Genomic DNA, 12,189 nt, shown 5'->3' with positions numbered 1-12,189 from the left:
TTAGGTGGATACTTAGCTAGGTCAAATGACCCGCCTCCAGGTAATACAGTCATTTGGCGTGGTCTTAATAGACTATATGAACTGAAGGCAGGCTTTGAGCTAGCCCAAATTTGTGGGTAATTAAATGCCATCTGTGGTGATTAGGATTGAAGATAACAAAACCTAGAAATCATTCGTGAAGGGTATAAATGAATTTTTTTAATAAAGATATGCTTTTTAGTATTCTTATGTCGTTAATTAAAGGTTAATCTATTATTTTATTGTTGTCTGAATTTTGGTTGTGTATAGTTAGTATGTTAATTGTTGTTTTCCTGGTAGCTCAATGTTAAGCCTGTAAAAATAATAGGCAAAGGAAGAAAAGCATGAAGTTACGAAAAGATGACAATCAAAGCGAAGTCAGCATCTATGCAAGAAGACTTTCTGACCGTTATTTTAAAGCAAGCCATGGCTGGTATTTTTATACTAGAGAGGGTGAAACGATAGGCCCTTATTATGACAAAAACTCTGCTATGCACGGAGTAAATGATTATATTGAATTTTTATCTTTGGCCTCTTCTACTGTTTTAGAAAAGTATTTTAAATATTCTCATAAACAAACAGTAGCCCAAGTTGAATAATAGCTGATTACATATTCAAGAAGCTGTCAATTTTATTTTTGAAAAGCTCTTAACAGTTTAGTGATAGGAAGCCTGGTAAGTTGTTATATTATAAGGTTTCATCAATTGCTTTTTTGTTTCATGAATCGCTTATAAAAATAATTTACTGATAGCCTAAAAAAGGCTGGAACTATTGGGTCTATATAAACCAAATAGAGGCTTATATAAGTGAAATTAAGAAAATTGAATCAGCTAAAAAAATCACTAAAGAAGCTACAAATAATCCTGTGTATAAGCCTTGTGGTTTGGGTCGCTGGATGCACGATTCACCCTCGAACAGGTGAAGTGGAAGTTGATGTGCCAGAGACAATTCACATTGAACCAGGGTCATCACCTAGCAACGGTAAATTCTGCCCGCCAGGTCAAGCGAAAAAAGGACGTTGTTAATGCATGGATGATTAGCACTAAGCAGCATATTTTATTCCTACGTTGTCTTGGTGCTGCCAAACTACTTTACCAACCTTGGAGTTGCTCAACCGATTCAACTGAACCACCTGGCCAAGTTTTAACGGCTCTTCACAACATATCGCTGCACCGCCGGCAGACTGATTGACAATAGTACAATGGATGTGCTCGTGGCCACTACCAGCATCAATTTCAGCTGGCTCGTAACAGTTGATGCGCGGATAAATACGGCGATCTTGGGGTTGATTAGCGCCAGGGCCAATGCCTAAGTATTGTATTTCGTCATAATCGAGTGCTTTGAGTATGTTCTCTGGCTGATAATTTTTATTTAGCTCCATTAACTTTTCAACGCTAGGATGAATAAACTCATTCAAAGCAGGTAGTAGCCCTTTTTTATGGCGTTGGCTAGTTCCAATTGCCCGGCCAGGTTTTTTTAGTCTAATTAGATCAAACAAGTGATAAAATAGTGAATAGGTCTGATTGATAGCTGGGAATGACTCGTCCAAAGTGTTTTCTATTTCTTGTGTATATCTCTCAATATCAGACACCATTTGGGCATTAAATTGTAAGCCTGCTTCACTGGCCTCTCCCATCATCCACAATAAGGCTTGGTCTGACAAATAGGAATCAGTATAACCACCGCCAACATTAGCATGAACCCCACTGAACCAAACTTGTTTTATATTTTGGTCTGGTGATAACTCGGCAGTAGAATTAGTCCAGAGGTCAGGGTCAAAGGGGCCGCGCTTTTCATCAATCGCGATAGCCTGGCGGGCAAATTTAACATTATTGCCAAGCTTAGTGTCAAAAAAACCAACCCAGTATTTATGCGACAGTTTTTGTAAAAAGGGTAAGGGAATGCCTAATGCACCTACGGTATCCCAAACACCTAGAAAGCGGATGGAAATATTATTGTTAGAAATCTGTTTTATATGTAAATAGTCTTCATGCTCATTGGTCAGAAACCGTTGTTCTGGAGACATACGATAATATTTGTAAGCTTTTGATAACAGGTCTAAGTCATTTTTATTTAATAACCCAATTAACCCAATAAGCCCACAGAGTGCCCGGATAGTATAGGCACCTCTACTAAACCCAAAGCAGTAAATATCATCTCCTTTACAGTAGTTATTGGCAAGAAATCGGTAGGCTTGCAGAATGTTGCGTGAAATACCATAGCCAGTAAAGCCTCCTAGATATCTTTCAATCAGTCCTTCAGTGCCTATACCCGGGTCATAGAAAACCACTTGGGGAATTTTTAAGCGCAAACCAGGGCCTGAATAAGCCATTGGCTCAATTGCCCGCATGATTTTAACCACATTAGTTGGAATCATGCGTTTAGTCTTTTTGTCTATTTGATCTGGCCGGTTCCAAGTGCCATCACAGCATAAGATAATTCGTTTGGCCATTGTATAACTTTCATCAAACAGCTTTCAAAAAACGGTAACCACCATTGTAAGTATAGAAGCAAGATTGGACTAATTACGAAATTATTTGTTAGTTTGGTATCCATACTAAAGCCTCTTAAAAAGAGGGATTAATAAGCTGATAATGTCTCTGGGTAACGAATTTTATTCTTGTCATCTATACCCAATGCGAAGGGTTTTTAGGTGAGGACAACAAGTGACGAAGCCTCATGAGCCTATTGCAATAGGTGATTGGGGTGACAGTTAAATGCTCCTCGGCAATTGTTCCTGCATTGCCCTAATACATGACATCCATGTCATAATGTATTAACTGTATTCACACCATCCTTGGTGATTAGGAACGATGATAACAAAGCCTAAAAATGATTCGCGACGGGTATATTTCAAATATAGACATAAATTTGACAGTTATATCTAATTAATACGTCAAATATAAAAAATTGGCGTATATGCTATATAACAATGATGACTAATTGGCACTGATATTTGATGCAATTCATAATAAGAATGGCCACTCATCACTAAAAATTTGTGGCTTGTCTTTTACGCAACCGTAAAATTCTCAGTGTACTAACTTATTTATTAGAAGAGCGAATCAACATGCATGGAGAAAAGGATATATGCGGACAACAGGTTTTACGCTCATTGAAATGTTAATCACGTTAGCTATTGCTTCTATTCTCTTAGGTGTTGCTTACCCTGCTTTTAATAATATGATTAATGAAAATCGGCTAACTACAACCGCTAATTCTTTTATTGGAGCGTTAGCGATAGCACGTAATGAAGCTATTAAAAGAGGTGTGCAAGTTAGTGTTGTAGCTAAAGATGCAACGGATAATAATAATGAATGGGGGAGAGGCTGGACAGTTCAAGATGCGGCAAATAATGTTATCAGAGACTTTCCCTCATTGAACCAACAAAATATTAGTTTAAATAGTACTGGTAATATTAATACGATTACCTTTAATGCCCGTGGTTTTCTAGCAACTAATCAAGATAACGTTGATATCCAAATACCTGGTAGTACAACCAGCCGTTTGGTAACAATCACTCGCTCTGGTGTTACTCGTATAGAGAAATTATGATGGAAAATTCAAACACTTATAGGGTTTCAGAAAAGCACAGGATAATTAGGAAACAGCATAAAATAGTCGATGAAATGAAAATTTATCGACAGCAAGGCATTGGGATAATGGAAATATTAATTTCTATTCTTGTGCTATCGATTGGTTTATTGGGTTTGGCAGGATTGCAAGCGGTTGGTTTAAAAAATAATAGCCAGTCTTTTGATAGAAGCTATGCAGTATTTTTGGCAAATAATATTTTAGACAGAATTAGAGCAAACCCTACTGCAGACTATACAACAGGTATTAACGATGCTCCTAGTGTAGCAGCTAATAGCTGTGAAACTGGAACTTGTAATGCCAATGCATTAAGAGATTACGACTTAGCTCAGTGGAAATGTTTATTAGGTCGTTTTAATCAAAATGGAAACTGTGTAACTTTTACCTCAAGTGTATTAAATCCAGCGAATAATCAGTTCCAAAATACTCAGCTACAAGGCTTATTAAGTGATGGTACTGGCTCTATTACAAGAGTCGTTACAGGGAGTACAACCCGTTATACCATCTCAATTGAATGGGCCGATCCAACCAACGTAACAGACCCTAATGATCCAGCCAATACAGGGGTTAACAAGCGCTCTAATTATACTATGGTTACGGATATATGAAAGCTAATAGAATCTATAAAAATAGTGGTTTTACTATTGTTGAGATGATGATCTCGCTAGTATTGGGAGCATTATTATTAGGCGGTATTATTAGTTTGTTTACTAATAATCAACAAACCTATCGTATTATTCAAGGTACTGCAAACTTGCAAGATAATGCACGGTTTGCGATTGATGTCATCAGTGAAGATATTCGCATGTCTGGATATTATGGCTGTTTATCGAATAGTGCGGCTCCAGTATACAACCCATCTTTGTTAAATACTGGCAGCAATATTGACTTTCTTTTTCAAAACCTTTCGCTGGGTTTAGAAGCTTTTGAGGCTACAAATGTAACTACTTGGCAACCAGCATTACCAGCGTTATTAACGGTAGACTTACCCGCGCTTAATCGTCCTCCCCCTCAAGGTGGAACGGATGTTGTTGCAATTAAAAGAGTGATCAGTAACGGTGTAACCCTGAATAGCTTAAATGATCCAACCAAAACAATGCAGGTAGAGGGTACTGGTTCTTTTGCACAAAACGATGCAGCAATCATTAGTGATTGCGAAAAAGCAACACTCTTTCAAGTTACCGCTGCAAATGATTCTGGTACTAACCAAAACATTGAATATAAAACAACAGGCGCCACCCCAGGTAATATAAATGCACCTATATCAACAGGTGCAAGCTATGTTGCGAGCTCATCAAGTGTTTATCAGTTTGCTAGCGCTGTTTATTATATAGCCCCAGCCTGGGATACAACTAATAATCAAGCAGTCACGAATAATAGAGGAGATCAAGTGCTTTCCTTATGGCGAATACAGGGTATTAATACTGCTGGTCAACCAGTTCCTGAAGAGTTATTAAGAGGAGTTGAAAATCTGCAAGTGGTGTATGGGGTAGATAGTAACCCTGCACCACCTAATGAAGGTGATAATACAATTGACCAGTATCTGAATGCAAACCAAGTTGATGCTATTGCAAATGGGTTTGAAAGGGTAATAACTGCAAGAATAGATCTAACAGTTAACTCTATCGATTCTATTGGTACCCAAAATGATGGGGTATTACGTCGTACTTTTTCTCATACCGTAAAGCTTAGAAATAGAGGTAGTTAATATGCTAGCGATTATATATACAAAAGCAAAAAATTTACCTGTGTCAGCTGCTAAAAGATTAAATAATCTACCGGATAAACAACAAGGGGCTGTATTATTTATTAGTTTAATTATTCTGCTTGTTTTATCTATTATAGGCATTAATGCAGTAGATAGAGCTAATATTGACGCAAAAATCAGTGCAAACTTTCGAGACTATAATGTTGCTTTTCAGACAGCAGAAAAAACCCTGATGGAGGCCGAAGGTTTTGTAAGGGATAATGTTGGGACCTTGGCACTATTTACTGATAAGGGAGATAATGGCTTATATTCAAAAAGTGCTGCAGATGGTGCGATGTGGCAAAACTGGAAAAATATAAATACACAGAAATTAACCTCACAGCAAATGACTGGATATTATGTACAAGGAGATCCAGAGTATTACATAGAAAACTACGCCACTATTAAACCTGATAGTGCTGTTTTAAACCAGGATAATTATGGAGAATCTGCCGCCTTGGGAGAAATAGAAATATTTCGTGTTACAGCCAGAGGGGTGGGTAGCTCGGCAGACTCACAAGTAATTTTACAAAGTATGTACGCAAAACAAATGTAATATGCAGGGGTAGCTTGCAAGGGGTAAAAAATATGAAATGCCACAAGCCCACAATGAGAAGGACACCTATTGCGCTGGCAGTTGCATCAATAATGGTTATACCAACAACACATTCTGGGCCTTTGAACTTAGCCCAGAATGCTCTAGAAATAGCGCCAGGCGCTGAACCAAATATTGTTATTTTATTTGACGATTCTGGTAGTATGGACTGGGAAGCATTAATGGCCTCGGGGGTTATGATAGCTAACCAGCCAAATGGTACAAATATTGGTGGTTCAAAAGGGAGTGTCGTTCATCAACCTGGTTGTGGTTATTCTTATTATTATGGTGTAGATTTTAACTCAAACACATATGGATCTAAGTGTTATGTGGCAGAAACTAATAACTGGCGGTTTAGGAACAGTGACTTTAATAAATTGTACTTTGACCCCAACAAGGAATATAAACCTTGGCCTGGTTTGAATAAGCAAGGCAAGCCATTTACTAATATTGATGTTACTAAAGCACCTGATAACCCCTATGACCCTAAAGAGTTTATAGATCTAACAAAAGACAATGAGGTTTTTCCAAGAGGCAGCTCCAGTGTTGGATTTAAATATTATACCTGGAAAGACGATGGTGATGGTCTTTTTGAAAATGGAGAGCAAACTGAATTTAGAATAAAAAATGCTGATGCAAAAACTAAACAAAATTTTGCTAACTGGTTCAGTTATTACCGTTCTAGAGACTTGGTAGCAAAAGGAGCCTTAGGGTTTGTTTTGGAAGATTTAACCAATGCCAGAATTGGCTTTACTACTATAAATACTAAGGCAAATAACTTCCCTGTTGCGTCAATGAATGCTTCTGCATTATCTGGCAATAAAAAAGCACTATTAGATAAAATATATGGAACGCCAATCCCAGCAAGAGGAACCCCACTAAGAAGAAATTTACGTGATGTAGGTAAATACTTTGCCTGCCAGTCAGGTAACCGATTTGATGCTAGTGGTGCTAACTGCCCTATCCAGCCAGCTCCCATTGGTACTTGCCAACAAAACTACTCATTATTGATGACTGATGGTTTTTATAACGGTGGATCCCCTAGTGTAGGTAACCAAGACAAGAATAGTAGTAATCAATTTGATGGTGGCGCATTTGCTGATGGTGTGAGTGAAACGCTGGCAGATGTAGCAATGAAATATTACAAAACTGATTTATCAGGTTTAGATAATAAGGTACCTACTACTAAATATGACATAGCACGTTCTACTTCATTAACAACTGATGATACTTTACATCAGCATATGTCTACTTTTACAGTGGGCTTTGGCTTAAAAGGCAGTGTAAGTAATTTTCCCACCAATCCTTCTACAGCATTTAACTGGCCTAACCCTTTCAACAGCACTTTGGCTAAAGTGGATGATTTATTGCATGCAGCTTACAACGGGAGAGGTAATTATCTAAGTGCTGGTGATCCAACCCAGCTAGTTACTGGTTTACAAGAAATGTTTCGAGGTATTCAAGCTGATTCTGGTGCAGCCAGTGCAGTGGCATTTAATACCCAAAGTATTAAAACAAACTCTGTTGCGTATCGTGCTTTGTATAATCCTAAATTACATAATGGCGATGTATTGGCTCATCCTGTTAATCAAACAACAGGGGTTGTAGATACGAATACAACACTTTGGTCAGCAGCTGAGAAGCTAGATGAAAAGCTTTCAGGTAATAATGCTAATAATCGTAATATTATTACTTACCGAGTTAATGCAGATGGTACTAAAACAGGCGTTCCCTTTAATTATGATACTCATTTAACTGCCACTCAAAAAAGCTTATTAGATAATCCTGTGCCTTTTGCATTGCCTGCAGGTTATGGTGATAATGATGGAAAAATAGGTGACGAGCGCCTTGCTTATTTGCGAGGAGATCAGACGCATGAAGGTGATAAAGCTGATCAAGGCGAATTCCGTGGCCGGTTAAAAAATAAGGGTAGGTTAGGAGATATTATTCACTCAACACCGAGTTATGTTGGTGTTCCTTTATTTACTGGGCGTGATAATGCCCCCTATCCAACTAATAATAAATATTCCAGTTTTGCTTCTACTTATAGTAATAGAACACCTATGCTGTATGTTGGTGCTAATGATGGCATGCTCCACGGTTTTAATGCTACTACAGGAGAAGAAATTTTTGCTTATGTGCCTAATGTGCTTTTTGACAAACTAACTGATTTAACTTTCCCTGATTATGTTCATAAAATGTATGTGGATGAAAAGCCTAGTATTAATGATGCTTTTTATAATAATGCCTGGCATACCGTATTAATTGGAGCACTTGGAGCAGGTGGGAAAGGACTATTTGCTTTGGATATTACCAGTCCAACTACATTTGCTACGGAGGCGGGTGCTTCTAATAATGTGATGTGGGAGTTTACTTCAGCGGATGATGTTGATCTTGGATTCACCTATAGTCGCCCAATTATTACTATGACCAATGCCAAGGATGGTAGTGGTGAGCATATTTGGGCTGCCATTTTTGGTAATGGCTATAACAGTAGCAGTGCAGATGGTGATGCAGCACTTTTTATTGCTAAATTGAGTGGGGGGCTTGATGGTAAATGGGTGCTCAACCAGGATTATTATAAATCGGTTACAGGGAAAGGTAAGGCAGAAAGTAGTGATGGCCTGACACCTAATGGTTTAGGTATCCCCAGAGCAGTGGATTATGACAGTAATGGTACAGTTGATTATATTTTTGTAGGAGATTTGCAAGGGAATGTTTGGCGATTCGATTTAACCAGTAGTAACCCCGTTGATTGGAATAATGCTGCTAACCGGCAAATTATATTTACCGCAACAGATAAAAACGGCAAACCTCAGCCAATTGTTAATCAACCAATAGTTGTGCGTAATCCCAAACAAGGGCTAGCAGGTGTTATTGTGGTGGTAGGTACTGGTACCTGGTTTAAAGAAGATGATATTGGTTCTACTGACATACAGGCTATGTATGGAATTTGGGATGATTTTACTGGTAGTGGTTATCCTGTCAGTAAGAGTGAGTTGGTTGAACAAGATTTTATTAATGAGGTGGATCAAGTCAGTGGTTTTACAGTTAGGAGCTTAACCAACAACCCAGTGGATTACTCCAAAGATAATGATTTGATGGGATGGCGACTGGACTTTGATGCAGAGATTGCTGGTGGTGGTGCTATTGAATATCCCGGTGAACGAGCTGTACGCAGACTATTCTTAATTGGTAACAGCCTGTTAACAACAACGGTTATACCAAACCCAGCACTAGCTTGTGCAGTATTACCAGGTGGTTTCTTGATAGGGATTGATCCCACCACAGGAGGGAAGTCCAAAACCACAGTTTTATTTGATTTGAATAATGATGGAAAATTTGATGGGAAGGATAGTTTACCCAATGGTACTTCTGTGTCAGGTATTCGACTGGATGAAATACCTAATGATCCATCCTTTATTGGCAACAGAATAGTGATACAGCAACATACAGGAGAAATAACCGGTTTTGGAGCTAATATTGAAGGAATGAATACTGGACGCCTCTCATGGAGACAGTTGTTTGTTGAGTAACGTGCTGGAGCTAAAATGATGAAATTCGCCAAAATTTGTAAGTGCTTAAAACGATATCTAGTCCCTCTGCTATTGCTGGTTGGTATGGCCAGTGCTGAAGATATTGCTCAACAAAATATCGTAGCTGAGAGTTTACCAGCCTATTATCCTGCTCAATTTGAGCAGGTTAGAGTTATTAACACGATTAACACTGGAAAAAACTTTCTGGAGGCAGACGCACTGCACTTTAGTATATGGAACAACGCCAAGGTACATTTATTGAAAACTGAATTTGGCAACTTGGTTGATTTAAAGCCAGGTATGGTAATAGGGTTTACGATCAAAAAGTTTGGCGATACCAGTTATATTAATGAAATATGGGAGCTTCCTGAAGAAATGGCACCTCCTCTACAATAATAAATAGAGAAAAATAATGATGAAACAAAACAGGTTGAGGCTTTTAGCATTGGGTTTTACTTTAATTGAGTTATTAATAGTCATTGCAATTGTGGGGATTTTGGCAGCAGTTGGCTATCCGTCATACCAGGAATATGTATTGAGGACTAGGCGTGCTGATGCCCAGTCGGCCTTAATGCAAATGGCTAACGCCATGGAGCGTCGCTATACAGAAGCATCTCCGGCAACTTATACTGGCTTAGCGGGTGCAGGAGGTGTTCCCAATAATGATTTTTTTCCAGATGAAGTCCCTATTGATGAAGCTAACCCTGATAATCCAACCCATAACTTAAGAATAAACAATGCGACAGCTACTATGTATGTATTGACAGCAGAGCCAATAGATACTTCACCTGGAGATAGAGATGGCTATTTGGCTTTATCCTCAACAGGAGCTCGTTGTTGGATTCGAGGAACCTATGCGCCTACAGGGCAGTTGACTGACCAACAGGTCAGAGACTGTACTGGTGGAGAAAGTTGGTAATATAGCCTTTGTGGTGAGTATCTGTTGTACGTTTTGAGTAATTATATTAGCTGACGAATGGTACTATTGACTGATCCTAAGTAGCCTCTGCCAAATAAGTTCAAGTGGTTAATTAAATGGTAGAGGTTATATATTGATTTTCTTTGTTGATAGCCTTTTTCAAGTGGATAAACAGCTTGATAGCCTTGATAGAATGCGTCGGGTAAGCGTTCAAACAACTCTGTCATGGCAAGGTCAACTTCTCGATCTGCGTAATAACAAGCAGGATCAAACAGTACTGGCCCAGTTTCTGTAAAACCGGTGTTGCCTTTCCATAAATCACCATGCACTAAAGATGCTAGTGGTTGATGCTCTGCTAATTGATTGTAAATAACATCAATAATCTGTTGGTTGGGTGCAGCAAGCATATAGCCATTACTGGTTGCTATTTCCAGTTGATATCCAATGCGTTGTTGGGCAAAAAAATTTGCCCACTCATTATTCCAACTATTTTTTTGAGCTGTATGCCCAATAAAATTATCATCGGGCCAACCATAGTGTTGTTTACCGTTATTTATTTTGTGCAAGTGTGCTAGCTGCTCGCCATATTGAAACCAATCTCCTGTGGTGATGAGATTGAGGTATTTCAAAACAAGGAACTGGTTATCCTCATACTCACCAAATATTACTGGCTCTGGAGCATTTATTGCTTTTGTAGCCAGAATAGCAGTTAGTCCATTGAACTCTTGTTGAAACCAGTCAGATGGCATGCCAGATTGCAGCTTAAGAAAAAGTTGCTGCTTAGAGCCTTCCAGTTTAAAAGCTTGGTTAATATCACCTCCATGAATAGGGTAGGTTGTTATAGTGTGAAAGTCCTTATTAAGCTTGCAACTGATGAGTTTGTCGATAGTTGTTAGTAGCTGAGTATTTAAAGTTGGCATTTAAATGTCCTTGTAAGTCAGTGAGCTATACTATCAATTTAATATTGACTATACAGTAAAATGAGTAGGACTGTTGTTTTGCGAATCAGAAAAATAATGGTGTTATTGTTGCTGGTGAGTTTTGGACTATCTGGTTCACTTGTACTGGCTCAATGTCAAAAAAAAATGTTCTTAATAGCCTGGAATGGTTATGAGCCTTTTTTATACCAAAATGAGAATAAAGAAGTCACTGGGCTTGATACAATAGTAATTAAGAATGTATTTGATAGAGCTGGCTGTAAATATCAATTTATAGAAATGCCCTGGAAGCGGTCTTTGTTAGAAATTAAGCAAGGCAACTTGGATATGCTGCCTACTGCCTCAATCACGGATGAAAGAAAAAAATACGCTCTATTTAGTGATGAATATCGTGATGAAGAATATCGAATTATTATACGAAAAGGAGAGGCAAAGGAATGGCCGCTCAAAAAACTGTCTGATATTGTTAGCTTAAAGATGCGTATTCTGGTTGAGTTAGGTGCATGGCTCGGGGATGAGTATAATGCAGCTAGAAAAAAGGAAAACTTTGAACAATTATTGCTAAAAATGCCCCTAGTGGATCACAGGGCACTAAAAATGCTGTTAGCCAGTCATGTAGATGGTCTTATTATGGAACCTCCCACTGCAAAGTTTAAAGCAATGGAGCTAGGAAATTTGGATAGAATTGATGTTCATCCGTATATAGTCAATGCTGATCCCGTTTACTTTATGTTTAGTAAAAAAACTGTTAGTCCCAAAGACATAGAAAAAATTAATAAAGCATTATTAGAATATAAAAATACAGCTGAATATAAGGCGTTGTACGACTTTAATAAATAATT

12 protein-coding genes are annotated in these 12,189 nt (G+C 38.3%); 10 read left to right on the top strand and 2 right to left on the bottom strand.

The genetic code is table 11. From position 1 onward, the window contains the following. The first annotated feature begins 362 nt into the window (after positions 1-362). Together ORQ98_RS11305 and ORQ98_RS11300 are read left to right on the top strand one after the other, a co-directional pair. Positions 363-617, top strand: coding sequence for a DUF6316 family protein (locus tag ORQ98_RS11305; protein WP_274688915.1), 255 nt, complete (start codon positions 363-365; stop codon positions 615-617). 207 nt (positions 618-824) lie between these two features. Next, positions 825-1,043 carry a hypothetical protein gene (locus tag ORQ98_RS11300; protein ID WP_274688914.1) on the top strand — a complete coding sequence of 73 codons (219 nt, stop codon included), beginning with the start codon at positions 825-827 and terminating at the stop codon, positions 1,041-1,043. A 17-nt stretch (positions 1,044-1,060) separates the two neighbouring features. Here ORQ98_RS11300 and ORQ98_RS11295 read toward each other — a convergent pair whose 3' ends face one another. Beyond that, positions 1,061-2,470 (bottom strand): phospholipase effector Tle1 domain-containing protein, encoded by a 1,410-nt coding sequence (locus tag ORQ98_RS11295; protein WP_274688913.1) that lies wholly within the window; start codon positions 2,468-2,470, stop codon positions 1,061-1,063. A 638-nt stretch (positions 2,471-3,108) separates the two neighbouring features. Here ORQ98_RS11295 and ORQ98_RS11290 point away from each other — a divergent pair. From ORQ98_RS11290 to ORQ98_RS11260, 7 genes are all read left to right on the top strand, one after another. Continuing rightward, on the top strand, positions 3,109-3,573 hold the full coding sequence (locus ORQ98_RS11290; RefSeq protein ID WP_274688912.1) for a GspH/FimT family pseudopilin: 465 nt from the start codon (positions 3,109-3,111) through the stop codon (positions 3,571-3,573). Between the two features lie 74 nt (positions 3,574-3,647). After that, positions 3,648-4,220, top strand: a complete 573-nt coding sequence (pilV, locus tag ORQ98_RS11285; protein ID WP_274688911.1) for a type IV pilus modification protein PilV — start codon at positions 3,648-3,650, stop codon at positions 4,218-4,220. Then, positions 4,217-5,320 carry a PilW family protein gene (locus ORQ98_RS11280; protein WP_274688910.1) on the top strand — a complete coding sequence of 368 codons (1,104 nt, stop codon included), beginning with the start codon at positions 4,217-4,219 and terminating at the stop codon, positions 5,318-5,320. The genes pilV and ORQ98_RS11280 overlap by 4 nt, the downstream gene beginning before the upstream one ends. A gap of 1 nt (position 5,321) precedes the next feature. Beyond that, positions 5,322-5,915 (top strand): pilus assembly PilX family protein, encoded by a 594-nt coding sequence (locus tag ORQ98_RS11275; RefSeq protein ID WP_274688909.1) that lies wholly within the window; start codon positions 5,322-5,324, stop codon positions 5,913-5,915. A gap of 32 nt (positions 5,916-5,947) precedes the next feature. Then, a complete protein-coding gene (locus ORQ98_RS11270; protein ID WP_274688908.1) occupies positions 5,948-9,490 on the top strand; it encodes a pilus assembly protein in 3,543 nt (1,180 codons plus the stop codon). Between the two features lie 15 nt (positions 9,491-9,505). Next, positions 9,506-9,886: a hypothetical protein gene (locus ORQ98_RS11265; protein ID WP_274688907.1), complete on the top strand. Its 381-nt coding sequence runs from the start codon at positions 9,506-9,508 to the stop codon at positions 9,884-9,886. 16 nt (positions 9,887-9,902) lie between these two features. Beyond that, positions 9,903-10,409, top strand: a complete 507-nt coding sequence (locus tag ORQ98_RS11260; RefSeq protein WP_274688906.1) for a type IV pilin protein — start codon at positions 9,903-9,905, stop codon at positions 10,407-10,409. Positions 10,410-10,450: 41 nt separating this feature from the next. On the opposite strand, the gene ORQ98_RS11255 is transcribed toward ORQ98_RS11260, so the two are convergent. Beyond that, positions 10,451-11,329: a fructosamine kinase family protein gene (locus tag ORQ98_RS11255; protein ID WP_274688905.1), complete on the bottom strand. Its 879-nt coding sequence runs from the start codon at positions 11,327-11,329 to the stop codon at positions 10,451-10,453. A gap of 78 nt (positions 11,330-11,407) precedes the next feature. On the opposite strand from ORQ98_RS11255, the gene ORQ98_RS11250 reads away from it, so the two are divergent. Further along, on the top strand, positions 11,408-12,187 hold the full coding sequence (locus ORQ98_RS11250) for a substrate-binding periplasmic protein (RefSeq protein ID WP_274688904.1): 780 nt from the start codon (positions 11,408-11,410) through the stop codon (positions 12,185-12,187). Positions 12,188-12,189 lie beyond the last annotated feature (2 nt).

Origin of the sequence: Spartinivicinus poritis (assembly GCF_028858535.1) — a bacterium.
In the GTDB taxonomy this organism is placed as follows: domain Bacteria; phylum Pseudomonadota; class Gammaproteobacteria; order Pseudomonadales; family Zooshikellaceae; genus Spartinivicinus; species Spartinivicinus poritis.
The sequence above is the reverse complement of the archived record's forward strand: the minus strand, read 5'-3'. Positions and strand labels throughout refer to the sequence as shown.